This is a genomic window from Planomonospora corallina, from assembly GCF_042650625.1.
GTDB lineage: Bacteria > Actinomycetota > Actinomycetes > Streptosporangiales > Streptosporangiaceae > Planomonospora_B > Planomonospora_B corallina.
Genome location: NZ_JBHSBM010000003.1, coordinates 1 through 26,648, shown reverse-complemented (window position 1 = coordinate 26,648; position 26,648 = coordinate 1). Strand labels below are relative to the sequence as shown.

27 protein-coding genes are annotated in these 26,648 nt (G+C 72.7%); 10 read left to right on the top strand and 17 right to left on the bottom strand.

Features of this window, described 5'->3' with window-relative positions; translation table 11 throughout:
- Positions 1–80: 80 nt before the first annotated feature.
- Positions 81–833 (bottom strand): MBL fold metallo-hydrolase, encoded by a 753-nt coding sequence (locus ACFOWE_RS00295; RefSeq protein WP_377284678.1) that lies wholly within the window; start codon positions 831–833, stop codon positions 81–83.
- A 233-nt stretch (positions 834–1,066) separates the two neighbouring features.
- On the bottom strand, positions 1,067–2,071 hold the full coding sequence (locus ACFOWE_RS00290; protein ID WP_377284677.1) for a GlxA family transcriptional regulator: 1,005 nt from the start codon (positions 2,069–2,071) through the stop codon (positions 1,067–1,069).
- An 847-nt stretch (positions 2,072–2,918) separates the two neighbouring features.
- Here ACFOWE_RS00290 and ACFOWE_RS00285 point away from each other — a divergent pair.
- On the top strand, positions 2,919–3,998 hold the full coding sequence (locus ACFOWE_RS00285) for a glycosyltransferase family 2 protein (protein WP_377284676.1): 1,080 nt from the start codon (positions 2,919–2,921) through the stop codon (positions 3,996–3,998).
- A gap of 6 nt (positions 3,999–4,004) precedes the next feature.
- Here ACFOWE_RS00285 and ACFOWE_RS00280 read toward each other — a convergent pair whose 3' ends face one another.
- A complete protein-coding gene (locus ACFOWE_RS00280) occupies positions 4,005–4,487 on the bottom strand; it encodes a hypothetical protein (protein WP_377284675.1) in 483 nt (160 codons plus the stop codon).
- On the opposite strand from ACFOWE_RS00280, the gene ACFOWE_RS00275 reads away from it, so the two are divergent.
- The 4 genes from ACFOWE_RS00275 to ACFOWE_RS00260 are packed head-to-tail and all read left to right on the top strand — an operon-like array spanning position 4,486 to position 10,844.
- On the top strand, positions 4,486–6,417 hold the full coding sequence (locus ACFOWE_RS00275) for a right-handed parallel beta-helix repeat-containing protein (RefSeq protein WP_377284674.1): 1,932 nt from the start codon (positions 4,486–4,488) through the stop codon (positions 6,415–6,417). The genes ACFOWE_RS00280 and ACFOWE_RS00275 overlap by 2 nt on opposite strands.
- Positions 6,414–8,324: a right-handed parallel beta-helix repeat-containing protein gene (locus ACFOWE_RS00270; protein ID WP_377284673.1), complete on the top strand. Its 1,911-nt coding sequence runs from the start codon at positions 6,414–6,416 to the stop codon at positions 8,322–8,324. The genes ACFOWE_RS00275 and ACFOWE_RS00270 overlap by 4 nt, the downstream gene beginning before the upstream one ends.
- A 3-nt stretch (positions 8,325–8,327) precedes the next feature.
- A complete protein-coding gene (locus tag ACFOWE_RS00265) occupies positions 8,328–9,479 on the top strand; it encodes a right-handed parallel beta-helix repeat-containing protein (RefSeq protein WP_377284672.1) in 1,152 nt (383 codons plus the stop codon).
- Positions 9,480–9,512: 33 nt separating this feature from the next.
- Positions 9,513–10,844 (top strand): UDP-glucose dehydrogenase family protein, encoded by a 1,332-nt coding sequence (locus tag ACFOWE_RS00260; RefSeq protein ID WP_377284671.1) that lies wholly within the window; start codon positions 9,513–9,515, stop codon positions 10,842–10,844.
- A 38-nt stretch (positions 10,845–10,882) separates the two neighbouring features.
- Here the strand turns inward: ACFOWE_RS00260 and ACFOWE_RS00255 are convergent, their stop codons facing one another.
- Complete coding sequence (locus ACFOWE_RS00255) at positions 10,883–11,746, bottom strand: LLM class flavin-dependent oxidoreductase (protein ID WP_377284670.1); 864 nt, start codon at positions 11,744–11,746, stop codon at positions 10,883–10,885.
- A gap of 149 nt (positions 11,747–11,895) precedes the next feature.
- Positions 11,896–12,351 (bottom strand): hypothetical protein, encoded by a 456-nt coding sequence (locus ACFOWE_RS00250; RefSeq protein WP_377284669.1) that lies wholly within the window; start codon positions 12,349–12,351, stop codon positions 11,896–11,898.
- Between the two features lie 271 nt (positions 12,352–12,622).
- On the opposite strand from ACFOWE_RS00250, the gene ACFOWE_RS00245 reads away from it, so the two are divergent.
- Positions 12,623–13,582: a GlxA family transcriptional regulator gene (locus ACFOWE_RS00245; protein ID WP_377284668.1), complete on the top strand. Its 960-nt coding sequence runs from the start codon at positions 12,623–12,625 to the stop codon at positions 13,580–13,582.
- Between the two features lie 32 nt (positions 13,583–13,614).
- Complete coding sequence (locus ACFOWE_RS00240; protein ID WP_377284667.1) at positions 13,615–14,157, top strand: GNAT family N-acetyltransferase; 543 nt, start codon at positions 13,615–13,617, stop codon at positions 14,155–14,157.
- A gap of 42 nt (positions 14,158–14,199) precedes the next feature.
- On the opposite strand, the gene ACFOWE_RS00235 is transcribed toward ACFOWE_RS00240, so the two are convergent.
- From ACFOWE_RS00235 to ACFOWE_RS00210, 6 genes are all read right to left on the bottom strand, one after another.
- Entirely contained in the window at positions 14,200–14,880 is a 681-nt protein-coding gene (locus ACFOWE_RS00235) for an HD domain-containing protein (protein WP_377284666.1), read from the bottom strand.
- Positions 14,881–14,886: 6 nt separating this feature from the next.
- On the bottom strand, positions 14,887–15,177 hold the full coding sequence (locus ACFOWE_RS00230) for a hypothetical protein (RefSeq protein WP_377284665.1): 291 nt from the start codon (positions 15,175–15,177) through the stop codon (positions 14,887–14,889).
- 3 nt (positions 15,178–15,180) lie between these two features.
- A complete protein-coding gene (locus ACFOWE_RS00225; protein ID WP_377284718.1) occupies positions 15,181–15,705 on the bottom strand; it encodes a hypothetical protein in 525 nt (174 codons plus the stop codon).
- A gap of 142 nt (positions 15,706–15,847) precedes the next feature.
- Positions 15,848–16,288, bottom strand: a complete 441-nt coding sequence (locus ACFOWE_RS00220; RefSeq protein WP_377284664.1) for a MarR family winged helix-turn-helix transcriptional regulator — start codon at positions 16,286–16,288, stop codon at positions 15,848–15,850.
- Positions 16,289–16,419: 131 nt separating this feature from the next.
- Complete coding sequence (locus ACFOWE_RS00215; protein WP_377284663.1) at positions 16,420–16,872, bottom strand: iron chaperone; 453 nt, start codon at positions 16,870–16,872, stop codon at positions 16,420–16,422.
- Positions 16,873–17,380: 508 nt separating this feature from the next.
- Positions 17,381–17,524, bottom strand: coding sequence for a hypothetical protein (locus ACFOWE_RS00210; protein WP_377284662.1), 144 nt, complete (start codon positions 17,522–17,524; stop codon positions 17,381–17,383).
- A gap of 124 nt (positions 17,525–17,648) precedes the next feature.
- Between ACFOWE_RS00210 and ACFOWE_RS00205 the strand changes: the two genes are divergently transcribed.
- The 3 genes from ACFOWE_RS00205 to ACFOWE_RS00195 all read left to right on the top strand — a co-directional run bounded on the left by ACFOWE_RS00205 (position 17,649) and on the right by ACFOWE_RS00195 (position 19,584).
- Positions 17,649–18,266, top strand: coding sequence for a DedA family protein (locus tag ACFOWE_RS00205; RefSeq protein ID WP_377284661.1), 618 nt, complete (start codon positions 17,649–17,651; stop codon positions 18,264–18,266).
- A gap of 123 nt (positions 18,267–18,389) precedes the next feature.
- Positions 18,390–19,034 (top strand): response regulator transcription factor, encoded by a 645-nt coding sequence (locus ACFOWE_RS00200; protein WP_377284660.1) that lies wholly within the window; start codon positions 18,390–18,392, stop codon positions 19,032–19,034.
- Positions 19,035–19,086: 52 nt separating this feature from the next.
- Positions 19,087–19,584 carry a protein-tyrosine phosphatase family protein gene (locus ACFOWE_RS00195; RefSeq protein WP_377284659.1) on the top strand — a complete coding sequence of 166 codons (498 nt, stop codon included), beginning with the start codon at positions 19,087–19,089 and terminating at the stop codon, positions 19,582–19,584.
- A gap of 115 nt (positions 19,585–19,699) precedes the next feature.
- Here the strand turns inward: ACFOWE_RS00195 and lgt are convergent, their stop codons facing one another.
- The 6 genes from lgt to ACFOWE_RS00165 all read right to left on the bottom strand — a co-directional run.
- The gene (gene lgt, locus ACFOWE_RS00190; RefSeq protein WP_377284658.1) at positions 19,700–20,560 is read right to left on the bottom strand and encodes a prolipoprotein diacylglyceryl transferase; all 861 of its coding nucleotides are present in this window, start codon (positions 20,558–20,560) and stop codon (positions 19,700–19,702) included.
- Between the two features lie 65 nt (positions 20,561–20,625).
- Positions 20,626–21,291, bottom strand: a complete 666-nt coding sequence (locus ACFOWE_RS00185; protein WP_377284657.1) for a response regulator — start codon at positions 21,289–21,291, stop codon at positions 20,626–20,628.
- A complete protein-coding gene (locus ACFOWE_RS00180; protein WP_377284656.1) occupies positions 21,288–22,424 on the bottom strand; it encodes a sensor histidine kinase in 1,137 nt (378 codons plus the stop codon). Before ACFOWE_RS00180 ends, ACFOWE_RS00185 begins: the two co-directional genes overlap by 4 nt.
- Before the next feature lie 18 nt (positions 22,425–22,442).
- Complete coding sequence (locus ACFOWE_RS00175) at positions 22,443–24,275, bottom strand: serine hydrolase domain-containing protein (protein WP_377284655.1); 1,833 nt, start codon at positions 24,273–24,275, stop codon at positions 22,443–22,445.
- 165 nt (positions 24,276–24,440) lie between these two features.
- Positions 24,441–25,874: a non-reducing end alpha-L-arabinofuranosidase family hydrolase gene (locus ACFOWE_RS00170; protein WP_377284717.1), complete on the bottom strand. Its 1,434-nt coding sequence runs from the start codon at positions 25,872–25,874 to the stop codon at positions 24,441–24,443.
- 180 nt (positions 25,875–26,054) lie between these two features.
- A partial coding sequence (locus tag ACFOWE_RS00165) for an RICIN domain-containing protein (RefSeq protein ID WP_377284654.1) occupies positions 26,055–26,648 on the bottom strand: 594 nt, incomplete at its 5' end.

Sequence of the window (26,648 nt, the reverse complement as noted above, 5' to 3'; positions counted from 1 at the left end):
GGAGAGCGGGGAGCGGTCCCGTCCGGGTGCGTCCCTTCCGGCGTGGCCCGTCCGGGTGTGTCCCGGGTGCGGCCCGTTCCTCAGCCGAGGATCTCGGGCACGCCGGGGGCGAGCCAGTGGAGGCGGTCGGCGAGTCCCGCGGCGGTGAAGGCCGCGGTGACCTGGTCGCGGTCCTCGGTGAAGTGCTCCCAGGAGGCGTAGTGGATCGGGCAGACCCGGCGGGCCCGTAGCGAGCGGGCGAGCGCCGCGCCCTGCGCGCCGTCCATGCAGATCAGCTCGCCGCCGCCGAAGTTCTGGATGCGCGGGGCCCCCAGGTGCAGCAGGGCGGTGCCGACGGCGAACCGGCGGCCGATCTCGTCGAGTCCGTCGAAATAGACGGTGTCACCGGAGATGTAGAGGGCCTCGTCCTGGCCGGGCTCCTCGACGACGAAGCCGGTGACGTCGCCGAAGGGACCGTGCACGCCGGGGGTGCCGGTGATCCGCAGGCTCCTGCCGCCGACGGTCAGCTCACGGGTGGCCCACGGCTCCAGGCCGACGGCGCCGCCACCGAGGCGACCGGCGCCGCTGACGGTGGTCAGCACCGGCCGCCCGTCGAGCAGCGTGCGGCCGACGGTGTCCAGGTTGTCGTAGTGCTCGTCATGGCTCAGCAGGACGGCGTCCACCGGCGGCAGGTCGCCGGCCTCGATCGCCGGTCCCGCGGTGCTGCGCAGCACGACGGGACCGTAGTCGTACTCGGCCGGGGCGGGGTCGAAGACCGGGTCGGTGAGCAGGCGCAGCCCGCCGATCTCCAGCAGGACGGTCGCGGTGCCGATGTGCGTGGCGGTGATCTTCATGTGGTTCTCTCCGGTGAGGTGCGTGCCCTGTCCGGGCACGCGGGATCGGCCGGCGGCACGGGTGCGGCCCGGCTGCGGGAAGGGCTGTCGGAAGGACTGCCGTGAGGGGCTGGAAGGACTGCCGTGAGGGGCTGGGAGGGCTTCCGGGAGGCTGTGGGGAGGGCTTCCGGGAGGCTGTGGGGAGGGCTTCCGGGAGGCTGTGGGGAGGGGGCGGGGGAGCGGCGTGCCCGGGGTCAGCAGGGAGCGGTGGTGCGGAACCTGCGCCGGTACTCGCCCGGGGTGGTGCCCAGCCGGTCGCGGAAGACCCGGTGCAGGGTCTCCACCGAACGGAACCCGCAGGCCCTGGCGATGTCGGACGGCAGGCGGCCGGTGCGCTCCAGCAGCCGGCGAGCGGCCTCCAGTCGCATGCTCTCGACGAACGCGCCCGGTGTGCTGCCGGTCTCGGCGTGGAAGACCCGGGCGAAGTTCCGCTCGCTCATCATCATCCGCGCTGCCAGCGCGGGCACCGACAGGTCGGCGTCCAGGTGCTCGCCGATCCACAACCGCAGGTCGCGGATGTCGCCGCGGTCGCCGGGACGCTGCGCCAGCGGCACGCTGAACTGGCTCTGCCCGCCCGGCCGCTGCAGGTACATGACCATCGCGCGGGCGACGTCGAGGGCGACCCGGTCGCCGTGGTCCTCGGCGACCAGTGCCAGGGCGAGATCCATGGAGGAGGTGATGCCGGCGCTGGTCCACATCCGGCCCGAGCGGACGAAGATGGGGTCGGACTCGACGTGGATCTCGGGGTGGTCGGCGGCGAGCCGTCCGACGGTCGCCCAGTGCGTGGTGGCGCGGTGCCCGTCCAGCAGCCCGGCGGCCGCGGTGATGTGCGCGCCCGCGCAGACCGATGCCACCCGGCCCGCCCGGGGGCCCGCCTCGCGCAGCCACGCCACCACGCCCGGGTCGACCTGCGGGACCGGCCCGTCCGGGCCGATCAGCATCCGGCCCGGCACCAGGAGCGTGTCGATCGTCTGAGGCTGCTCGGCGAACTCCTCCTCCACGCAGAGCCGTACGCCCGAGAAGGTCGGCACCGGTCCGCGCCGCTCGCCGGCCAGGCGCACCTCGTAACCTGCGCGCCGCCCGCCCAGGAACTGGCCGGCCATCGCGAAGACCTCGGCGGGGCCGGTCACGTCGAGCGTGTCGACTCCCGGGAACATCGCGATCACGACGACGTGGGGGACGCTGGGGTGGGCACTCATGCCCTCAACTATCGGGTGACCACCGGTTGTCGGCAATGACAGGTCATTGCAGGATCCTGCCATGATCGTCGCAGCGGTGCGTCACGGGTGCTCCCGGGAGCGCGCTGCCCGCACGCCGCGCTCGGGGTTCCACCGCGGGACGGCTCTCGCGCGGGGTTCCTCGGGCGCGCCCCTCCCGCCGCCCATCGCGCATCCATCGGAAACGCCGCACGGATCAACTTTCGGTCGCAGACGCACCTATCGGTGTCCTCGGCGGATATCCCATGCGAAGGGATGGTTCATCGGCTGTTCCGCCTGAATCCGGTTAATTGCCAGAAATGATATGCATGGGCATGGAGCGGAATGGCGGCATGAAAGCCAGATTCCGGACAATCCGTCCGGGTGTCGAGGAGTGGGCGATCTCCGTCCGGGGTGCGGCCCTCGGGGCCGGGACCTCTCGGGCGTGGATCCCCCATGGTCGGGGCGGGGGTCTGGGGGAAATCGGCGGATATTCCCTATCACCCCATCAGCCCTGACAATCCCAACTGCCCTATAGAGATAATCTCTTCAAATAAATAACGATTGGAACGGTCTCGCCAGCTTCGCCTGAAGGCTCCCCTATCTTTTGGTGTCGCCGTGCAGGAATGATCAATGAGGATCATGCACAAGCATCCCTAGAAGGAGCATCGTGTCTGATTCAAGCTGGTTTGATGCTGTTTATAAATGGGCTGTCCACTCCAGTGCGAACGGGTCGTGGCGGGATCTCGTCCCACTGGGCCTGGCCGGACTGCTGGTCTGGGGACTGTGGCTCTACCGGGTGGTCCTGTCCAGGTTGGCCAAGCCGGTCGTGAACGGCCATCGGACGACGGTGTCCGTGGTCGTCCCGTCCTACCGGGAGGATCCCGAGATCCTGGTGCGCTGCCTGGACAGCTGGCTGTCGCAGGACCCCTTCGAAGTGATCATCGTGGTGGACGTCGGTGACACCGAGTGCCACGCCAGGCTCCGCGAGGTGGCGGACGGCCGGCTGCGCGTCCTGGTGTACGAGCACGCGGGCAAGCGCTCCGCCCTGGGCGTGGGCATCCGGGCCGCGATGGGCGAGCTGGTGGTCTTCGCCGACTCCGACACGTGGTGGCAGCCCGGTCTGCTGGAAGCCGTGCAGATGCCCTTCGAGGACCCGGCGGTCGGCGGGGTCGGCACCCAGCAGAACGTGTACCAGCGGACCACCAGCGTCTGGCGGCGGATCGCGGACTGGCTGGTCAACCTCCGCTACTACGACTACGTGCCGGCGATGGGCAGCAGGGGCGGGGTGGCCTGCCTGTCCGGCCGGACCTCCGCCTACCGGCGCTCGGCCATCCTGCCGGTCGTCCACCACCTGGAGAACGAGTTCTTCCTCGGCCGCCGGTGCGTCGCCGGCGACGACGGCCGGCTGACCTGGCTCGTCCTCGCCTCCGGGTACAAGACCGTGCACCAGTCCACGGCCCGCGCCGTCTCGATGTTCCCCGACTCCTTCCGCGCCTTCGTCAAGCAGCGCGTCCGGTGGAGCCGCAACTCCTACCGCTGCTATCTGACCGCGCTGTGGAAGGGGTGGCTGTGGAAGACCCCGCTGGTCACGAAGGTGACCGTGCTGCAGATCCTGCTCACCCCGGTGACCATGGGGATCACGCTCGCCTACCTGCTCTTCAGCCGGCTGGAGCTCACCCCGCAGGGAATCGGGCTGGCCCTCGGCTGGGTGCTCCTCGGCCGGGGCGTCCGCGGCTGGTCGCACCTGCGCCGCCACCCCGGCGAGATCGTGCTGCTGCCGCTGCTCTGCCTGGTGGTCATCATGATCGCGCTGCCGATCAAGCTCTGGGCGTTCGTGACGATGAACAAGCAGGGCTGGCTGACCCGCGCCTCCGACCAGGTGGGCGGTGCGGGCCAGAACGCCGCCACCCTCAAGGGCGTGGGCTGACATGGCTCAGGTGATCCGCTCGCTTCTGGCCGCCGCGGCGCTGACGCTCGGGTCGGGGACCGCCCTGGCGGCCGGGGCCGCCCCGCCGGCGGTCTCCGCCACCGGTCCCGTGACGGCTCCGGCGGCCGGGGCGGTCCCGGCCCTCGCGCGGGAGGTCCCGGTGGAACCCGCGGGGCCGGGGCTCGAGGAGGGCTCGGACCCGCAGGAGAGCCCCCCTCCCGCGGACGAGCCGGCCCCGGCGGCCGCGCCCACGCGCCCGTCCAGGGCGACGCCCACCTCCAGTGCGACGCCCGAGCCGGCGCCGAAGGCCGCTCCCACCCGTACGGCCCCCACCCGCACGCCTCCCGCGCGCGCATCCGAGGCTCCGCCGGAGGCCGGTGCGCGGCCCCGCGTGACGCAGAAGGCCCGGACCTCCCCGACCGGTGGTCCGCAGGCGGAGGCCGGCGAGGAGCCGGACGCCGCCCCGGCTCCGATCGAGGAAGCGGTCATGGCGGACGAGGAGACCCTGAAGGCCGGTACGGTGCCGGCGGCGGACGCCGAGGCGCAGGCGATGCTGGTCGACGTCGAGGACCAGCGGATCGTGCAGGTCCGGGCCGCCCTCACGGCCCTGATGCAGACCGGCGGCACGGCGGCCGCGCAGCGCAAGCGGCCCCAGGTCTTCGTCTCGGCGCACGGCAGGACGCTGGTGCTCCCCGCGCGCAGCACCAGCGCGCCGTACACCGTCAGGGACCTGGCGGCCGTCGAGGACGGCCGGTACCTGCGGAAGCTGAAGGACGGCTCCTACCTGCTCGGCGTGCACGTCTTCGTGGCGGACGGGGCGACCCTGCAGCTGCGGGGTCCGCTGACACTGCGGATGGGCAGCCTGCCCGGCTCGTTCAGCTCGGTCATCGCCTTCGGCGGGGACATCGAGATCAGGGGGACGGCGGAGCGGCCCGTGCGGATCACGAGCTGGGACGTCCGGACCCGGCGGCCCGACCGGACCACGACCGACGGCCGCGCCTACATCCGGGCCGTCGGCGGCAACTTCGAGATGGAGCACGCGCACGTCTCCCACCTGGGGTTCTGGAGCGGCCGTACCGGGGGCATCGCGCTCACCGGCACCGAGCGGCCGGCCAGCGAGTACCGGCACCGGACCAAGGAGCAGCGCCACCGCGACAAGCGGGAACGCCTCGCCGCCGCCGGGACCGGCCGGGGCGGGAGCGACTTCGGCGACGTCGAGACCAGCCCGATCGGTCCCGGCACCGCCACGCACGTGCTCGCCGACGAGCTGGTGTCCGGGTCGATCCGGCACAGCACCGTCACCGGCGACGCCTACGGCCTGTTCGTGTCCGGCTCCAGCCAGACGCGGATCATCGACAACGAGATCACCGGCAGCCTGGTGCACGGCGTGTTCATGCACCGGTTCACGAAGAACGCGGTGATCGAGGAGACCAGGGTGACCGGCAGCGGCGGCGACGGGTTCGTCCTGTCGCGGGCCACCGAGAAGGTGCGGATCACGAAGTGCGTCGCGGAGCGGAACGGGCACAACGGCTTCACGCTCAACGGCCGGGCGCTCGCCCACGGCCCGTCCGCGAGCGGCGAGTCGCTCGCCGTCTTCGGTGACAGCTCGGTCAACGACAGCGTCGCCCGCGACAACGGCAGGTACGGCATCGAGGTGCTCGGCGGCACCCGGCTGGCCGTGCACACCAGCGAGGTCGTCGGCGGCGACATGGGCGTCGTGGTGCGCGAGGGCGCCAGCGAGGTGCAGATCTCCGGCAACAAGCTGGTGGACCAGCGGCGCCAGGCGATCGCGCTGCGCGACGGGGCGACCGGCGCGCACGTGGCGGGCAACACGATCACGGGGACCGTCACCGGGATCTACGTGCGCGACTCCACCGGCAGGATCGTCGGCAACAAGATCACGACCCTGTCGAAGCCCGACGCCCACGGCATCACCGTGATCGGCGCCGCCGACGGCACGGAGATCACCCGCAACACCGTCGCCGGCTCGGGGACCAGCGCGATCAGCGTCGCACGGGCCGACGGCGAGGTGGACAAGCGCGACAACGACGAGGAGCGGTGGCGGGACACCTCGTCGTTCTGGGTCAAGGCCAGGCGCTACGTCAAGCCCATGAACGTGATCTGGGCCGGCGTCATCCTCCTGGTGGTCGTGTCGGCGCTCCGGTCCCGCGCCGCCGTCGAACGGAGGCGGAGCCGGGCCGGTGATCCCTACGGCCCGCAGCGGGTGCTCGAGGAGCGGCCCGTCACGGAACTGCGCCCGGCCGGCGTGAACGGCACCGTGAACGACGCGGTGAACGGCACGGTGCACGACACCGTGCCCGGAGCGGACCGCGCGGCGCGTGCCGACGGCGCCCGGCGCCGCCAGCCGTCCCTGACCGGGCACGCGGTCCCCGCGCCCACGTCGGGGGGCAGGGCATGAGCGGCTCACGGCGCAGGAAGAGCCGCACACTCCTGGTGGTCCTGGTGCTGAGCCTGGTCGCCGCCGGCACCTGGGCGTACCTGTCCTACGTCGACCGGCCCGCCCCGACCCCCGGCGTCGACCAGGTGTCGCAGGCGGAGGCCCAGCAGCAGTCGACGCTGGTCGACCAGGAGAGCCTGCGGATCATGCAGACCCGCGCGACCCTGTCGTCGGCGCTGGCCCGGGGCGGGCCGGCCGCCGCGCAGGCGCGCGTGCCGCACATCTCCAGCTCGGCCAACGGCCGGACGCTGGTGCTGCCGCAGCGCCGTGAGCCCTACCGGGTCGCCGACCTGGAACGGCTGGGCGGGGAGCAGTTCCAGAAGCAGTCGGACGACTCCTACGTGCTCGGCATCAACGTGTTCCTCGGCCCCGGGGCCAAGCTGGTGCTGCAGAACGCGACCGGCCCGCTGGTGATCCGGATGCGCAGCGAACCCGGGACGTTCGTCTCCGTCGTGGGCTTCGGCGCGAGCATCAGGATCAACGGCTCGGCGCAGAACCCGGTGCGGATCACCAGCTGGGACTCCCAGGCCAGGACGGCGGACACGAAGGTCTCCGACGGCCGGGCCTACCTGCGCGCCGTCGGCGGAGAGCTGAAGATGGGCCACGCGTCGGTGGAGCACCTCGGCTTCTGGAGCGGCCCGACCGGCGGGCTGGCGCTGACCGGCAGCGACCGCCCGACCCGGAACGCGGAGCGGGCGGCGCCCGCCGCACGGGCTCCGGCCGCTTCCGCGCAGCGGCTGCTCCTGCCGAACGGCCTGCTCGTGCCCAGCAGGGGAGGCGACGACGAGATCGAGATCACCGACGGGACGGGCGGCGGCAAGGTCGCCTACCGGCTGCCCGAGGCGAACCTGGTCACCGGCGTCATCACCGACACCGAGGTCGTCGGCAACGCGTACGGGATCTTCATCACGGCCTCCGACGAGACCCGGATCGTCAACGTGTCGGTCACCGGCAGCCTGGTCCACGGCGTGCTGCTGCACCGCTTCGCACGCAACGCCTCCGTCGAGAACACCACCGTGACCGCCAGCAGGGGCGACGGGTTCGTGCTGTCGCGGGGGACGCAGAACGTCACGATCACCGGCTCGCGGGCCGAGCGCAACACCGGCAACGGTTTCACGATCAGCGGCCTGCCGCTGGCCCGGGAACCGTCGGCGTCCGGCGAGTCGCTGCGCAGCTTCGGCGGCAGCTCGCTGATCAGCAGCACGGCGCGGGACAACGGCCGCTACGGGGTGGAGATCCAGGGCGGCGTCAAACCCGTCGTGCAGACCACCGAGGTGGTCGGCGGGGAGATGGGCATCGTGGTGAGCAAGGACGCGACCGACGTCCAGATCTCCGGCAACCGCCTGCGGGGCCAGCGCAGCCAGGGCATCGCGCTCCGCGACGGAGTGCTGTCGGCCAGAGTCAGCGGCAACATCGTGCGGGACACGCCGACCGCCATCTACGTCCGGGACTCGAAGGCCACCGTCTCGGCCAACACGGTGCAGTCGGCGTCGCTGCACGCGATCTCCGTGCTCGGCGCGGCCGAAGGCACCCGGATCGAGGGCAACACCCTCGGCGGCGCCGGCCGCAGCGCGCTCGACACCGGCCGGGCCAGAGGAGAACCGGCCGTCACGCGGAACAACGTGGACGGCTGGCAGGACACGGCCGGCTTCTGGACGACGGTCAGACGGATCGCCAAGCCGATGAACCTGATCTGGTTCGGAGTGATCCTCCTCATCGTGGTCGCGGCGTTCCGGTCGCTCGGCGGCGACGGTCCGCGGGTCGGCCGCCGTTTCGTCGACCCGTACGGCAAGCAGACCCTGTTGGAGGAGCGGCCGGTCCGCATCCTGCGCACCGCCGGTTCAGAGGTCCCGGCGGGGAGGAGTTGAGCGATGCGCCTGGACATCGACAGAAGGACGCTGACGGGCATGCTCTCCGGAGCGGTGATCACGGTGGTGGTCGTGGTCCTGCTCCACACCCTGTTCGGCGGAGGCGCCGGCCCGGGCACCTCCGTCGAGGACATCCGGCCGAAGGCGGAGGGCACCTCGGAGGAGAAGGGGGTGTCCCGGGTGGAGGACGACGGTGAGGAAGAGGCCGAGGCGTTCACCCCGTCGCAGGAGCCGCCGGGGATCCCGGTCCCCGTGGGGGAGGGCGTGATCGACTGCCCCGAGGCCACGGTGACGGTCGGTGACGCCGAAGGGCTCGCCGAGGCGCTGGAGGCCGCCGAGCCGGGCACGGTGATCGCCCTGGAGCCGGGACTCTACGCGGGCAGGTTCGTGGCCGCGACCCCGGGCACGGAGGAGGAGCCGATCTTCGTCTGCGGCCCGCCGGAGGCGGTCGTCGACGGCGGCGGCGTCAAGAAGGGCTACGCCTTCCACCTGGACCAGGTCAGCCACTGGCGGCTCGTCGGCTTCACCGTCCGCAACAGCCAGAAGGGCGTGATGGCCGACCGGACCAGCCACACGGTCATCCAGGGCCTGACCGTCCACGACATCGGGGACGAGGCCGTCCACCTGCGGAACTTCAGCAGCGACAACACCGTGCAGTACTGCACGGTCTACGCGACCGGCCTGCGCCGGGAGAAGTTCGGCGAGGGCGTCTACCTCGGCACCGCCGAGAGCAACTGGGGCACCTTCTCCGGCGGGCAGATGGACCGCAGCGACCGCAACCTCGTGCGCGGCAACGTCATCCGGGCCACCGCCGAGGCGGTCGACGTCAAGGAGGGCACCTCCGGCGGCCGCATCGTCGGCAACGTCTTCGACGGTTCCGCCCTCGCGGGTTCCAAGCACAACGACTCGTGGGTCGACGTCAAGGGCAACGGCTACCTCATCGAGGGCAACACCGGCAGCGACACCAGCGCCGACGGCTTCCAGACCCACGAGATCGTGGACGGCTGGGGCACCCGCAACGTGTTCCGGGCCAACGTCATCGACCTCGGCGGCTCGGGCGGCGTCGGGATCAACGACACGGTCGGCGGAAACACGATCTCCTGTGACAACGAGGTCACCGGCGGTCCGCTCACCAAGAAAGACGGCTGTTCCTGAGGGACCCGTACGACGCGAGAGGAAGACATCGACATGAGCCAGACCGAATCCCCCCGGCTGACCGTGATCGGGACCGGCTATCTCGGGGCGACGCACGCGATCTGCATGGCCTCGCTCGGCTACGACGTGGTCGGTCTCGACGTGGACGAACGCAAGATCCGCAAGCTCCGGTCCGGAGAGGTGCCGTTCTTCGAGCCGGGCCTGCCCGAGCTGCTGGCCAAGACCATGGACTCGGGCCGGCTGAGGTTCACCACCTCCTACGAGGAGGCGGCCGAGCACGGCGACGTGCACTTCGTCTGCGTGGGCACCCCGCAGCAGCCCGGTCTGGACGCCTGCGACCTGAGCTACGTCGAAGCGGCCGTGCGCGGCCTGGCTCCGCACCTGACCCGGCGCTGCCTGGTGGTGGGCAAGTCCACCGTCCCGGTCGGCACCGCCGGGCGGCTGACCGGCCTCCTGCACGAGCTGGCCCCCGCCGGACAGGAGGTGGAGCTGGCCTGGAACCCGGAGTTCCTGCGGGAGGGCTTCGCGGTCGACGACACGCTCCACCCGGACCGGCTGGTCTTCGGCGTCGCCTCGGAGTGGGCCCGCGCGCGGCTGACCGCGGCGTTCCAGCCCATCCTCGACCTCGGCACACCGGTCGTGGTCACCGACCTGGCCACCGCCGAGCTGGTCAAGGTGGCCGCCAACTCCTTCCTGGCCACCAAGATCTCCTACATCAACGCGATGGCGGAGGTCTGCGAGGCCACCGGGGCCGACGTCCGCGACCTGGCGCGGGCCCTCGCCCACGACGACCGGATCGGCGGCCGGTTCCTCCAGCCGGGGCTCGGCTTCGGCGGCGGCTGCCTGCCGAAGGACATCCGCGCCTTCGCGCACCGGGCGGAGGAGATCGGCGTCGGACAGGCCGTGTCGTTCCTCCGCGAGGTCGACGCGATCAACCGGCGCCGCCGTTCACGGACCATCGACCTGGTCAGGGAGCTGCTCGGCGGCCGTCTCGACGGCGCGAGGGTCGCCTGCCTGGGCGCGGCCTTCAAGCCCGACTCCGACGACATCAGGGACGCGCCGGCCCTGGACGTGGCCAGGACGATGCACGGGCTGGGCGCCACCGTCCGGGTGTACGACCCGGCCGCGCTGGACAACGCCCGCCGTGCCTACCCGGAGCTCAGGTACGGCACGAGCGCGATGGACGTGGCCCGGGACGCGGACGTGGTGGTCCTGCTCACCGAGTGGACCGAGTTCCGCCAGATCGACCCCGCGGTGCTGGCGAAGGCGGTCCGGCACCCCCGGATCGTGGACGGCCGCCACGCGCTCGACGCGGACGCCTGGCGTTCGGCGGGCTGGGAGTACCGCGCGCTGGGCCGCCCCTGAACACGGCCGGCGGCCGGTGCGCGGGCGAGGCCGTGCGCTCAGTGCCCGAGGCATTCGGCGGCGGCCTGCTCCAGCACCGCGAGCCGGCCGCGGGCCTCGTCCCCGCGGGGCCACAGGACGGCCAGTGTCGTGACGCCGAGCTGCCCGTACCGGCCCAGGCAGTCGCGGAACGCCTCGATCGAGGCCAGCGGGCGCTCGCCGCCGTACCCCAGCACCGCCAGGCGGGGCAGTGTGCCGGGGTCGCGTCCCTGCTCCGCGCAGACCTCGTCCAGCAGGGCGAGCTGCCGCCGTACCTCGGCGTGGGGCGTGCCGGCGTAGACGGCCGGGTCCTGGCCGACGTCCTGGGTGATCCACAGGTCGGCGAGGCGGGCGGCCACTTCCATACCGCGCCTGCCGGTGGCGGCGACCGCCAGCGGCGGCCTGCGGGGCGTGCCGCCGCCGAGGGCGACCCGGTGGGCGGCGAAGTACCGGCCGGTGCGGTCGGTCTCGGCCCGGGTCAGCAGCAGGTCGGTGAGCTCGGCCCACTCGGCGAACCGCGCCGTGCGCTCGGCGCGGGTGAGCGGGGCGCCGCCGAAGGCGCCGGAGTCCCCGCCGGGCCCTCCGGCGCCGATGCCCAGCACGAAGCGGCCCTCGGACAGGGCGTCGAGGCTCAGCGCGGCCTTGGCGGAGGTGACCGGATGGCGGAAGTTCGGCGCGGTCACCATGGTGCCCACGCCGATGCGCGAGGTGGCCGCCGCGACGGCCGCGAGCGTGGTGTAGGCCTCGTGCCAGACGGGCCGGCCGTCCAGGTTCAGGTGGTCGTACAGCCAGCCCCGGCCGAGGCCGAGCTCTTCGGCTCTGCGCCACTCCTGCCGCATCACCGGCCACGGCGAGTCCGGCCACATGATCACATCGAGGTTCACGGAGGTCCACCGTTCCGGTCGGTGGCCGGAGGTCTGCTCCGGCCGGTTCATGACAGACGGTCGGGCATGGTACGCGGCTTCCGCGGTGACGGGCGACCCGCCACCGGCCGCGGCCGGTGGCGGTGGCCCGCGTCCGGCCCGGCCCGGCGTCAGGTTGCGGCGTCGACGAGGGCCTGGAGCAGGCGCTGGGGGTCCTCGGCCAGCCGGTTGCACACGTACAGCCACCATTCGGTGCCGAAGACGACGTACTCCCGGGTGGGGTGCCCCCTCTCGGCCATCGCGGCGAGCCGGTCGGGCCCGAGGCCGAGCAGGGTCTCGAACTCCCAGGGCACGTCGCCGTGGCCCGGTGCGCCGAGATGGCGGTCGATGTGGTCGATCAGCTCCCGGTCGTGGGTGGCGAACGAGCACGGATGCCCCGAGGCGGCCAGCAGTTCGGCGTAGCGCAGGTAGGCGGTGGTCAGGGCCTTGTCCCCGCGCGCGTAGGCGACGGTCTCCGGCTCCAGGAAGGCGCCCTTGACCAGGCGGATCCGGCCCGGCAGGTCGAGCAGCGCCGGGCCACCCGGCGGGCGACGCCGCCGATCAGCGGGTCCGCGGGCACCCGCCATTTGAGGTCCTCGTCCAGCGCGAGCCTGCGCAGGACCTGGGCCGCCCGTTCGGACGTCTCCTCGACGCGGGGGGCGGGGTTGCTCGTCATCGTGCGCCTACCTGTGGAGATGAAGGAAAAGTGAGCCGCAGTCGCCGGTCCTCGCGGATCCGTTCGCCCTGCGGATCCAATCTCGCAGAGGGACGCCCGTCGCGAGAGTGGCAGGAAAGCCGATTAAGCTGAAATTCCTGCCACTCCGTGTTCCGCCCCCGTACCGCTCAGGAGAACCCCGGATGCTGCGCGATGTCGCCGTGCTCGCCCTCGACGGCGGGCACGCGTTCGAGCTGGGCGTGTTCTGTGAGATCTTCGGGATCGACCGCGGGGACGACGGACTGCCCGTCTACGACTTCGCGGTCGTATCGCCCTCGGGCCCGAGCGTGCGGACGAGGCACGGTTTCCGGGTGGAGACCCCGTACGGCCTGGAGCGGCTGGAGTCGGCCGATCTCATCGGTGTCCCGGCGTCGGACCCCGCCGTCCGGCACCCGCCGGAACTGTACGAGGCGCTCCGGGCCGCGGTGGCGCGCGGCGCCCGGGTGCTCAGCATCTGCTCCGGCGCCTTCCTGCTCGGTGAGGCCGGTCTGCTGGACGGCCGCCGCTGCACCACGCACTGGCGCTACGGCGCGGAGCTCGCCCGCCGCTACCCGAAGGCCCGGGTGGAGGTGGACGTCCTCTTCGTCGACGAGGATCCGGTGATCACCGGTGCCGGGACCGCCGCCGGCATCGACACCTGCCTGCACCTGGTGCGCAAGGAGCAGGGCAGCGCCGTCGCGGGCGACATCGCCCGGCGCATGGTGGCGCCTCCGCACCGGGAGGGGAACCAGGCCCAGTACGTCAAGCGTCCGAACGCCGGGTCCGGGGCCGGGCCGTTCTCCTCCTTGCAGGTCTGGCTGGAGGCCAACCTGCACGAGGAACTGACCGTGGAGATCATGGCCCGCCAGGCGCGCATGTCGCCGCGCACCTTCGCCCGGCGCTTCCAGCAGGAGATGGGCACCACCCCGCTCCAGTGGCTCACCGGCCAGCGCATCCTGCTCGCCCAGCGGGAACTGGAGAACACCGACGAGCCGATCACCACGATCGCGGAACGGGCCGGATTCGGCTCGACCGCCACGCTGCGCCACCACTTCGCCCAGCGCCTGGGAACCACCCCGAACGCCTACCGGCACGCCTTCCGGGGACGGGTGAATAGCCGTTGATCCCTTTCATCCCCTCGTGCGACCATCCTGCGATGGAACGAGTCCCACCTCCCGAGGAGATCGACGCGGGCCCCGTCGTCCTCCGCCGGGTGACCGAGGCCGACGCCGAGGGCGTCGCGGCGGCGGTCGGCGAGTCGATCGCCCATCTGCGGCCCTGGATGCCCTGGGCCCATGACGGGCATTCGCTCGACGACGCCCTCGGCTGGGTCCGGCGCTCCGAGGAGGGCTGGGCCGAGGGCACCGAGTTCAACTACCTCATCCGCCTCGCGGACGGCACGGTCGCCGGGTCCATCGGGCTGATGGCCCGCGTCGGCCCCGGCGCCCTGGAGATCGGCTACTGGCTGCACGCCGGTCACACCGGCCGCGGGTACGCGACGGCCGCGGCCGGGGCGCTCACCGCCGCAGGGCTCGCGCTGCCCGGGATCGAGCGGATCGTGATCAAGCACGACGCGGCGAACCACGCGAGCGGCGCCGTACCCCGGCGTCTCGGCTACCGCGAGGTGGAGCGCGTCGCCCGGGACCCGGTCGCGCCCGCGGAGACCGGCGTCGACGTGGTCTGGGAGACGCGGGGCTGAGGGCCGGTCGCCGGGAGGATCCCGGGGCGCGGGAGAACGGGGTCAGGCGGGCGGCGCGGTCCCGCCGGTCCGGTGGCCGGCGTAGCCGTCCCAGTCGGCCCCGTTGGTCATGTCCCGCCAGGTGGGCCATGACCGGCCGGTGACCTGGCGGACGAGTTCGCCGGGCAGGCTGAACGGCGGTGCCTTGTGGGGTTTGGCCGTCGCCTGGGCGACGATGGCGTCGCGGAGCACGGCGGCGGCGTGCAGGCGGGGGAGGGCGGCGTCCACGCGTCCGGTGTACTCGGCCGGCAGGGCGGGGCCGGCCAGCCCGAGGTCGTAACCGGCGCCGATGGTGACCAGCGCGATCTCGGGCCGTTTGCGGCAGGCGATGTCATGGACCAGGTGCAGGGCGATGGCGTCCCAGACGACCTCGACCTTCTCCGGTGCGAGCCCTCGCCGGGTGAGCCAGTCGGCGGCCAGGTCGGCGCCGTCGAGGTCGAAGCGCTGCTCGCCGTCGCCCGGCTCGCTGAGGCCGAGGTCGTGCAGCACGCAGCCGAGGAACAGCAGCTCGTCGTCGTAGTCGTGGCCGGGCCGGAGCCCCCGCTGCTCGCCGAGGAGGCGCCCGTACAGGTAGGTGCGCATGCTGTGGTTGAAGATCGACACGTCCTCGACGCTCCGGGCGAAGCGGATCGCCTCCAGCGCCAGCGGGGTCCTGGGGAGCGGCAGGTCGCGGTAGGGGTCCACAGGCGTTCAGCCTTTCTGGGCGTGGGCGTGGGCGTGGGCATGGGCGTGGGCGTGGGCGTGGGGTCGCAGGGCGCGCAGGGCGAGCAGTCCGCCGATGACCGGGACGAAGGCCCGCGAGCGGACGGCGGACGTGGCGGACGGGCTCAGCGAGGCCGCCACGATGACGGTCATGTAGGCGACGCCGTGCACCGGGCCGCCGTACGTGGTGATCACCTCGGCGTGCACGGTGAGCAGGTTGGCCAGCAGGACGGCCAGGGAGACGGTCTCGACGGCGGTCGCGACGCGCAGCAGCCGCATGCCTCAGCCCTCGGCCCCGGGCCGGACGATCATCATGATCACGACGATCGTCCAGAGCAGGTTGTACAGGCCGGAGAGCATGGACAGCGTGCGCAGCGGCGCGGCGGGGCCGGGCGTGCCGAGCGCCACCCGCTGGCGCGGGACGATCTGCGTGGCCAGCAGGCCCGCAGCTCCGGCGGCGAGGATCATCGACAGGATGATCCAGACCTCTCCCATCCGCCCCTGCACGGCCGCGAGGACGAGCCCGGCCGCCGGGACGATGAGGCCGGCGACGGCGTAGCCGCGGGTGACGCGGTGCAGCGCGGCCGCGACGGCGGGTGCGCGTCCGTCCGGGCCCGGAGCGGCGCCCGCGGGAGCGGCTGCGGCCTCCGCGGGAACGGTCGCGGCGCCCACGGGGACGGTCGCGGCCTCCGTGGGAGCGGTCGCGGCGAGGGGCGCGTAGCGGGGGAACAGGCTCGTCGCGACGGCGGACCCGCCGATGAACACGATGGCGGCCAGGACGTGCAGGGACAGCAGGACGTCTTCCAGCATGGACGGCTCCTCCGACCTTCAGGTTGCCTGAAGCCTAGCCCATGCTTCAGCCAGCCTGAAAGCCGGGTCGCATGAGGGGGAGTCGCCGGACGCGCCGGACGTGCCGCCGAGGAGAGGACGTGCCGCCGAGGAGAAGGGGTCAGCCTGCGGCGCCGCGGAAGGCGGCCCGGACGGCCTCGCCCACCTGCCGACGCGCCGGATCGGAGCCCGGGCCGAAGAGGCGCTCGTCCACCCCGGCCACCGCCTCCCGCGCCGCCCGCAGCAGGCGCGTGCCCTCCGGTGTCACCTCGATGGCCGACGCCGAACCGGCGCGGGCGCTGCTGTCACGCACCAGCCCGGCCCGCTCCAGCGCCTTCACCGCCGTGTGCACGCTCTGCACGGTGATCCCCGACATGCGCGCCAGGTCGCTGAACGACACCCCGGGCACGGCCGCGATGTGCCCCAGCAGCCCCAGCCTGCTCACCGTCAGCTCCAGCGGTGCCAGCGCCGCGTTCAACTCCGCCTCGACCTGGCGCGCCAGCGTCAGGACCACGATCGAGGTGCTGGTCACAGGCGGGGCGGGACGAGAGGGCTCAGACACCGTTCCAGTGTCCCCGGCCGGACGACCGCTTCGCACGGAGCCGGGGACTCCGTGACCGCTTCGCACGGAGCGGGGACCCCGGCGCCGGGGGCCGGCTCCGCCGGGAACGGGATCGCCCTGCCGGGTGCGCCTCAGCTCACCGCCTGCTTCACCAGCGCGGCGATCCGCGCCTCCACCTCGGGCGTCACCTCGGTCAGGGCGAAGGCGGTCGGCCACATCATGCCCTCGTCCAGCTTCGCCGGGTCGTTGAAGCCGAGCGTCGCGTAGCGCGACTTGAACTTCTCCGCGCTCTGGAAGAAACAGACGATCTTGCCGTCCAGCGCGTAGGCGGGCATCCCGTACCAGAGCTTCGGCGCGAGGACCGGGGCGTTGGCCCTGACGACGGCGTGGACGCGCTCGGCCATGACCCGGTCCGAGTCCTGCATCTCGGCGATCTTCGCGAGCACGTCCCGCTCGGCCTCCGCGGCCTTGTCCGCCCGCGAACTGCGGCGCGCCGCCTTCTTCATCTCCTGGGCGTGCTCCTTCATCGCGGCCTTCTCCTCGGCCGTGAACCCCTCGTACGCGCCGGTCCCGGTGCTGCTCATCGTGTTCTCCTCCGTCGTTCTCGGTGTGAGACAAGAGTGCCCGTCCGTATTGATACATCCGCTATGCGATGACGATGCGATGGCATCGGGGGAGGCCAGAGCTCTGGACCGGGGCCCCGCCGCGTGAGATCACCTCACCTCGGCGGGCACCCGCTCATCGCCCGAGGACTCCTCCGCCGGTGGGACCGCGAGGAGCCCGTGAGGGTGACGACCGAGGTCGTGGGCGGCGGAACGGCGGGCATGGGGACGGCGTCCGTGCGGTTGTCCGGCCAGCGCCAGGAACACCGCGAACGGAAGGGGGATGAGCCCGGCCGCACCGAGCCGTGCCGCCGGGCCCCGTCCGCGCCGGAGCGGGAGGACCACGTCGATCACGACCACCGACGCCACTGAGGACGCCGGTCACCGCCAGGAGGAACATGACGGGAGCCGCGTGATCGAGCGTCGTGTACTCGCAGTTGACGAGACCGGGTTCGGCGAGGTCCTCCGTACTCCTGCAGTCCATCGGCACCTACTCGGTCAGCAGCCACCACGCCAGATGGAGCGGCATGCCCGCGGGCACACCGAGGCCCAGGCTGACCAGGGCGGGAGCCCAGAGGCCGCTCCTCGCCCGTCTCCTGCGCGGAGAAGGCGCGCCGGTCCTGTGCACGGTCATCGAAACGTCCTCCGCTCCCGGCGGGATGAGGCGTCGGCCCGCCCGCCCCTGTGGTTTTCCGCAGCCCCGGAACGGCCATGCGCACCATTCCGCACCTATCATGATCGTTCGTAGCCTTCGAGGCATGACGGATTGGCTGATCGAACTGATGGAGATCCTCGGAGCGCCGGGTGCGGGTCTGGCGATCGCGCTGGAGAACCTCTTCCCGCCCCTCCCCAGCGAGGTGATCCTGCCGCTGGCCGGTTTCGCCTCCTCCCGGGGTGAGATGAGCCTGCTGAGCGTGCTGGCCTGGACCACGGCGGGCTCGGTCGTGGGCGCGCTGGCGCTGTACTGGGCAGGCGCCCTGCTCGGCCGCGAGCGCATGCTGGCCCTGGCCGCCGGAATCCCGCTGCTGAAGGTCTCCGACATCACCAGGACCGAGGCGTGGTTCCTCGAGCACGGCCGCAAGACCGTGTTCTTCGGGCGCATGATCCCCATCTTCCGCAGCCTCATCTCGATCCCGGCCGGGGTGGAGCGCATGCCGCTGGGCGTCTTCACGCTGCTGACCACGGCCGGCAGCCTCATCTGGAACACGGTCTTCGTGCTGGCCGGCCACGCCCTGGGCGCGAACTGGTCGCTGGTCGAGACCTACGTCGGGATGGGCACCAACACGGTGATCGGCCTGGTGCTGCTGGCCGTGCTCGTCTTCGTGGGCACCAGGCTGGCGGAACGGCGCAAGGGGCGGCATGCGCTCCGCGGCTGAGGGACCGCAGCCGCCGAGGACGGTGGTCCGCGCCCGCGCCGGTGTCACCGCCGAGGCTCGCGGAGATGACATCATGGTCGCCGTGTGCGTGCACGGTGACGGTGCGGGCGGGGCGGTGCCGCCGTGCGGGTGACCCTGGCCGAGGACTCGACCCTGCTCCGCGAGGGGCTCGTGCGGCTGCTGGAGGACGAGGGCCACGAGGTGCTCGCCGCCGTCGGTGACGGGCAGGCGCTGGTCGAGGCGGTGGAGGCGCGGGAGCCCGACGCGGTCGTCGTGGACGTGCGGATGCCGCCCACGCACACCGACGAGGGCCTGCGCGCCGCCCTGGAGATCAGGCGCCGCCGGCCGCGGGTGAAGGTGCTGGTGCTGTCGCAGTACGTGGAGAAGAAGTACGCCACCGAGCTGATGAGCGGGGACATCGACGGCGTCGGCTACCTGCTCAAGGACCGGGTGGCGCAGGTCGGCGACTTCCTGGACGCGCTGGAGCGGGTGGGCGCCGGGGGCACGGCCTTCGACCCGGAGGTGGTGCGGCAGCTCCTGGCCCGCACCAGCCACACCGATCCGCTGGCCCGGCTGACCGGCCGGGAGCGCGAGGTGCTGGAGCTGATGGCGCAGGGGCTGACCAACGCCTCGATCGCCCAGACGCTGCACGTGTCGCAGAGCGCGGTGGAAAAGCACGTCAACGCGCTGTTCGACAAGCTGTCGCTGTCCCACACCACCGGCTACAGCCGCCGGGTCCTGGCCGTCCTGCGCTACCTCGGCTCCTGAGGCCGTACGGAGGCCGCGCAAGCCGTACGGAAAGAGACACGAGGAGGACCTGATGACAGACCCCATGGACGGTACGGCAGCCGGCAGGCCGGTGGGTGAGCCGCCGCTGGTGGGAGCCCTCCGGCTGCCGGACGGCTCCTGGATCCGCGGCCGCGGCCTGCGCCGTCCGCTGCCGGAGGGGCCGGAGCCCGACTTCGGCCTCTACCTCGGCTCCGACCGGCTCCGCCGCCGCCACGCGAGCGGGCTGCGGTGGCCGCACGAGTGGATCGAATGGCCCGACTTCCTCCTGCCCCGCGACCGTGATCTGGCCGTACGGCGGATCCGCGACCTGCACGAGCGGGCACGGGCGGGCGCCGCGGTGGAGGTGGCGTGCGAGGGCGGCGTCGGCCGCACCGGAACGGTCGTCGCCTGCCTCGCGGTCCTGGCCGGTCTCGACCCGGCCGGCGCCGTCGCCTGGACGCGCGAGCACCACCACCGCCGGGCCGTCGAGACCCCGTGGCAGCGCCGCTGGGTGCTGCGCTTCCCGCCGCCCGCCCGCCCGGACGCGTGACCGGGCGCCGCTCCCGGGACGTCGACGCCGGTCCGTGCCGCGGCCGGCCTCCGGTGCCGGGCCCGGCAGGCCGGGCGGGGCAGGCCGCGGCGCCTGGGAGGCGTCCCCGCAGGGGTCAGCCCACCTCGGCGGGAACCCGCTCGCCGCCCAGGGGCTCCTCGGACCTCTTCTTCCGGGTCAGGTGGACGTAGGCCAGCGCGCCCAGGAACAGGGCGACCGACGTCCACTGGTTCAGCCGCATCCCGAGGATCTCGTTGGCCGGGTCGACCCGCAGACCCTCGATCCAGAACCGGCCCGCGGTGTAGCCCGCCACGTACAGGGCGAAGAGCCGGCCGTGCCGGAGCTCGAAGCGCCGCCCGGCCCAGATCAGCGCCAGTGCCAGGCCCAGGCTCCACAGCGACTCGTACAGGAACGTGGGGTGGTAGGTGGTGACGCCCGGCACGGTCCCCGGGCGGCCCGCCTCGATCTCCAGCCCCCACGGCAGGTCGGTGGGGCCGCCGAACAGCTCCTGGTTGAAGTAGTTGCACCACCGGCCGACGGCCTGGCCGAGGGCGACGGCCGGGGCCACGGTGTCGGCGACCGCGCTCAGGGCGATGCCCCGGCGGCGGCAGGCGATCCACACGCCCACCCCGCCCAGTGCGACGGCGCCCCAGACGCCCAGGCCGCGCCAGCCCGGCCCGGAGTCGCTCCAGATCAGGATCGCGTCGATCGGCCGGTGCGGGGCGTCAGGCCCGAAGTACAGCTGCCAGTCGGTGATGACGTGGTACAGCCGCGCGCCCACGATGCCGAACGGGATCCCCCACGTCGCCAGGTCCAGCATGGTCCCCGGGGTCCCGCCGCGGTTCCGCCAGCGGCGCTCGGCGACGACGACGGCCACCACGACACCGAGCATGACGCAGACCGTGTAACCCCGGATGGGCAGCGGTCCCAGATGCCAGACCCCTTCGGAGGGACTGGGAATGCTGGCGAGCGACATGTCAGGCAATCTAGTACGGCCCGGCGCGGTCGCACATCCCTCCGGAGCCCGTACCGCGACGGGCGTCAGCGGCGCCAGCCGCCCGGCTGGACGAGGCCGGACTCGTAGGCGCAGATGACCGCCTGGATGCGGTCGCGCAGGCCGAGCTTGGACAGCACGCCGCTGACGTGGCTCTTCACCGTGTGCTCGCTGACCACCATGGCTTCGGCGATCTCGGGGTTGGACAGGCCGCGGCCGAGGAGCACCAGGGTCTCCCGCTCGCGGCCGGTGAGGGTGTCCATGCCCGGCACGGCGACCGGCGGGCGGGCGTCGCGCCGGATGACGTCGTCGATGAGCCTGCGGGTCACGGCGGGGGCGAGCAGCGACTCCCCGGCCATGACGACGCGGACGGCGTGGACGAGATCGTCCCTCCGCACGTCCTTCAGCAGGAAGCCGCTGGCGCCCGCGTGCAGGGCCGCGTAGACGTACTCGTCGTTGTTGAACGTGGTCAGGATGATGATCCTGGCGGCGGTCTCGGCGCAGATCCTCCCGGCGGCCCGGATGCCGTCCATGACGGGCATGTGGATGTCGAGCAGGACCACGTCGGGCGCGTGCAGGCGCGCCGCCTCCACGGCCTGGGCGCCGTCGCCGGCCTCCGCGACGACCGTGATGTCCGGTTGCGTGTCGAGGATCAGGGCGAAGCCGCTGCGCACGAGCTCCTGGTCGTCGGCGACCACGACGCGGATGGTCACGCGGCGGCTCCCGGCAGGCGCACCGAGACGGCGAAGCCGCGCCGGTCCGGCCCGCGGCCGAAGGAGGCCGAGCCGCCGCAGGCCGCCGCGCGCTCGCGGATGCCGACCAGTCCGTGCCCCGTTCCTCCGGTGTGGCCGCGGCCGTCGTCCGCCACCTCGATCATCAGCGCGTCCTCTCGCCAGTCGAGCCCGACCGAGACCTTGCTCGCGCGGGCGTGCTTGACGACGTTGGTGAGCGCCTCCTGGACCACGCGGTAGGCGGCGGCCTCCACGTCCGGCGGCAGCGGGCGCGGCGTCCCGCTGACGGTCAGGGCGGCGGGCTGCCCGGCGCGGTCCACGCTCTCGACCAGCGCCCCGATGCGGGCCACCGTCGGAGTGGCCTCGGACGACTCCTCTCCCAGCAGGCCGAGCAGGCGGCGCAACTGGTCCATCGCGTCCCGCCCGGCCGCGGCGATGGCGTCGAAGGCCGCCTCGGCGCGGCCGGGATCAGGCCGTACGGCCAGCGGCCCGGCCTCCGCCTGCACCACCATCAGGCTGATCGCGTGGCCGAGGATGTCGTGCATGTCCCGGGCGATCGCCGCCCGCTCCCGCTCGACGGCCCGGCGCGCCTCCAGCTCCTTCTCCCGTTCGAGCTGGCGGGTGTGGGCCTGCCGGTTGGCCGTCGCCCGCCCCATCGCCCAGGCCGCGACGTACATCACCAGGCCGCGCACCGTCGTGTCCGCACTCGGCATGCGCAGGACCAGCCCGGCGAGCTGGGCGGCGGCGCCGGCGCCGAGGAGGGCCAGCCCCCATGTCCGCTCCCGCCGCGAGCCGTGCACGGCCACCGTGTAGACCGCGATCAGCAGCCCGTACGGGACGGGCTGAGGCGCGGTGTCGGGATCGTTCAGCAGGTACGCGCCGGTCGCGGCCGCCACCGCGACCAGGACCGCCAGCGGTGCGCGCCGCCGCCAGATCAGCGGCAGCGCCTGGCCGAGCACGGGGAGGTACTGCTGGAGCGTGTAGCCCGCCACCGGGTCGGCCGCCCGGGCCGTCAGCAGGAAGGGGGCCGAGTGGGCGGCGAGGACCGCCAGGGTGACGGCGAGGTCCGCGGCGAGTGGGGGGATCCGGCGGACGGCGCGGACAGAAGATCGCATAAGTGAGTGGATCATAGTTCAGGTGTGCGAGAGGCCGGCGAGGTTGTACGTGACCGCCACGACCGCGAACGCGGTCACGCCGAGGGCGACCAGCGTGTAGGCGATCCGGCCGGCCGGCCGCCACCAGCGCCTCCACCAGGCCGTCGCCGCGCAGGCCAGCAGGGCGGCGGCCAGCGGCACCGTCAGCGACGCCAGCACCAGCAGCGCGGTCAGCAGGGGAGCGCCCTCCAGGACCAGCGGCAGCGCCCGGGCCTCGTCGGTGAGCAGGCTGCCGAATCCGGCGGTGAAGACGACGATGAGAGCACCGGCGAACCAGGCGAGCAGGCGCGGGGCGCCGGGCCCGGCGGGAGACGGGGACGGCCGGCCGCGAGCCGCCCGGATCGCCGCCACGGGGAATCCCAGCAGGGCGGCCAGGGAGGCGAGGAGCGCGGCGGCCAGCAGGGCGAGGTGCAGCGACGGGTGGTCCAGCGGGCCGATCCGGTCGAAGACGACCGTGCTGCGGCTGATCGCCAGCTGCCCCGGCTCGGGGAAGGCGATCCGGTCCCAGCCGCCCTCCTCCTGGAAGACGCCGGGCTGGAACTGGACCCAGCGCACCTGCCTGCCTCTGAGGCCGGTGGTGAGGATGGCGCCGTCGGCGGTCGCGGTGACGTGCACCGGCGAGTCGGTGAGCGCCTGCACCTTCAGCAGGCTGCCGTGGCTGGTCCGGCTGCTCCGGTACCAGCCCTCGTACTGCTCGGCGGAGGCTCCGGGCAGGGCCGTGACGGACGGCGGGCGGGCGTCCGCGAGATAGCGGTCGATGATCTTGCGGGCCAGCTCGAACCCGTCCAGCCCGTGCCGTCCGGTGCCGTCGCCGTTGGACATGACGTGGATGCCGATGCCCTGCTCCGGCAGCAGGAACATGTAGGTGTGCATGCCGGGCATGTCACCGCCCTTGAAGAGCATGCGGTGCCCCTTGTACGGCGACTCCTCCCACATGAAGCCCGTGCCGGGCAGATGGGGGTCCTCGGTGTGCTGCCGCCGCTGCATCTCGGCCGCGACCCCGGCCCCGAGCCGGGGGTCCAGCTCCAGCTGGGCCTCCAGGTAGGCGCCCATGTCCGAGGCGGTCGAGGCCGGGCCCGCGCCCGAGGCCGCGAAGTCCGCGCAGGTGACGTCGGTCGCCGTGCCGTCCAGCAGGTACGCCCTGGTGCCGCGTAGCCCGCCGCAGGCGATCACCGAGTCCTTCATGCCGAGCGGCTCGAACACGTTCCGCCGGACGTACTCCTCGAACGGCATCCCCGACACGGTCTCCACCAGGTACCCGGCCAGGGCGACGCCGTAGTTGTTGTAGGAGACGCCGGTGCCGGGCGGGCGCAGCCGGGCGGGCTGGGTCGCGGCGAGCGCCTCGCCCAGCGGCCGGACGTCCGCGCCGCTGCCCAGGACGTGGTCCTCGTCGAATCCGGCCGTGTGGGTGAGCAGGTGCCGCAGGGTGACCGGGCGTCCCGGATAGGTGTCGCGGATCTCGAAGGTGGTCAGGTAGGTGTTGACGTCGGCGTCCAGGTCCAGCCTGCCCGCGTCGACGAGTTGCAGGGCGGCCTGGGCGGTGAACAGCTTCGTTTCCGACCCGATGAGGAAACGCGTGCGCTCGGGGTCCACCGGGACGCGGCGCTCCACGTCGGCCCAGCCGTACCCCCTGTGGAGCACCCGCCGGCCGTCGGCCACCACCGTGACGGCCACGCCGGGGACCTTCTCCTCGGCCATGGCCGTGGTGACGTGCTCGTCGACCAGCGTGTCGAGCCCCGGCAGGTCCGGTGTCCGAGCGGTGTGCACCGGGGTGGCCGCGAGGACCAGCGCGGTGATGAGTTCCAGGAACATGCCGCCAAGACTCCTGCGAACACCCCTTCCGGCACATCGCCGACGCCGCCCATTCCGTTCTCCCCCGCGCGGGGGAGCGGGGCGGACGATCCGCGTGCCGGGCGGGCTCGGCCTTCCGCCGAGCCCGCCCGGCCGGCTCCACCGGAGCCGGAGCGTGTCACACCGTCAGCGCCGCAGGGTCAGCAGACCCGGCCGGTAGGGCAGCTGGCCGTAGTCACCGCCGGAGTTGGGGTTGCGCCCCTGGTAGAGCAGCTGCAGGTTGCAGGGGTCGACGGTCATGGTCTGGTCGGCACTGGTGCGGACCAGCTCGCCGTGGCTGATGTCGTTGGTCCAGGTGGCGCCGCTGTTGGCCTTGCCCGCGAAGGGGTTGCCCTCGGTCGCGGCCTGCGGCGTCCACGAACCGTTCAGGCTGGTGGCCGTGAACGAGCGGAAGTAGCGCCCCTGCGCGCCGATCGCTTCGACGATCATGAGGTAGCGGTTCTGGCCCTGGAGCTTGTAGACCTGGACGGCCTCGAACAGGTTGTTCTTCGTGTCGCTCATGACCACCGTCGACGCCGTGCCGAAACTGCCCGGGAAGTTCCCGATCGGCATGCTGGCCCGGTAGATCTTGCCGTTGTCGCCGGCGAAGAACAGGTACATGTTCGTGCCGTCACCGATGAGCGCCTGGTCGATGGGCCCGGTGTCGGAGCCGGAGATGCTCCCGGAGAACAGCACCTGCTCCGCCGACCAGCCGTTCGGGTTGGCGGGGTTGCTCGAGGTCCGGTAGGAGAAGGCGCTCCGGCCCCACTGGTAGGCGAGCACCCAGACGTTCTTCGGGGCGAAGTGGAAGAGCGTGGGCGCGACCGCGGAGAAGGGCATGGTGTTCTGGCCGGCCGAGGCCATCTGCGACCAGTCGGTGAACGGGCTGAAGGCCATCGAGCCCCACCGCGTCCCGTCGTGCGTGGTGGCGTAGACGAGGTGCCCGCCGTTGTAGGGGGCGACGGTGAAGTCCTTGAGCGAGACCCATCCCGGCCTCGGCTGCGCCAGCGGACCCGTCGACGTCCACCGGTAGGACGACGGGAGGTTGCACGTGCCGGGCTGCGTCGGCGTGGGCGTGGGCGTGGAGCCGTCGCCGACCTTCACGAGCCGCCACTGCTGGTTGGTGCCGCCCCAGTCGTCGTACTGGACGATGTTGGCGTTGTCGGCGGTGGAGCCGCCCTGGACCTCCAGGGCCTTGCCGCTGTGGCGCGAGACGAGCCGCACGTGGCCGTCCGGGCTGTCGGCCGGCCGCCACTGCTGGTTGGTGGCGTTCAGGTCGGTCCACTGGACGATCGCGCCGCCGTTGGCGGTCGACCAGTTGTGGACGTCCAGCACCTTGCCGGAGTGGCGGGACTTGAGCCGGTAGTAGCCGCCGCCGGAGTCGACGAACCGCCACTGCTGCTGGTTCTGGTCGTTCCTGGTCCACTGGGTGATGCGGGCGCCGTCGCCGGTCGCCAGGTTGTAGACGTCCAGGGCCTTGCCGCTGTTGCGGTTGACCAGGACGTACCAGGCGTTGGTGTCGATGGTGGCCGCGTTCGCCGGCTGGGCGGCCACGAACAGGCTCACCAGCAGTGCGGTCACGGCCGTGAGGACGGCCAGGGGTCTGATTCTCACTTCGTGCTCCGATCTCATCAGGGCTTCGTCGCCGTGCCGCCCGCAGAGGGACGGCCGGTTGGGATGGTGCTCACCGCAGCGACCACTGCGGCGAGCACCGTTCGGTCCCCGATCGGCACCGGCCGGTGCCGATTCATGATCCGATTCCTAGCCCCGGTTCCAGGTCCACTTCTGGTTGCCGCCACCGGAGCAGGAGTAGAGCTGGAGCCGGGCCCCGTTGCCGGAGCCGGCGGCGTCGAGGCACCGGCCCGACTGGACGTTCACGATCGAGCCGTCCGAGTTGAGGCGCCACTTCTGGTTCTCGCCGCCCCAGCAGGAGTAGATCTGCACCTTGACGCCGTTGGCGGTGCCGGCGGCGTCCAGGCACTTGTCGCCGTAGACGCGGATCTCCTGCGCGGAGGTGTAGGACCACCGCTGGTTGGCGTTGGGGTTGCAGTCCCACAGCTGCAGCTGCGTGCCGTCGGTCCTGGTGGCGTTCGGCACGTCCACGCACCGCCCGGACGCCGTCCCCCGGATCTGACCGGCGCCACCGGGGTTCTGCGTGGGCGTCGCGGTCGGCGAGGGGCGGGGGCCCGCGTTGTTGAGCGCGTTCAGGACGGAGGTGTAGGCGGCCTTCTTGTTGCCGTTGCCGTCGAACAGCAGCGCGGTGGCGCCGGAGCCGAGCCAGGAGTCGCTGTCGCGCACTCCCCAGACCGTGATGCCGGTGCAGCGCGGCACCGCCAGGCAGTCGTTGACGACGTT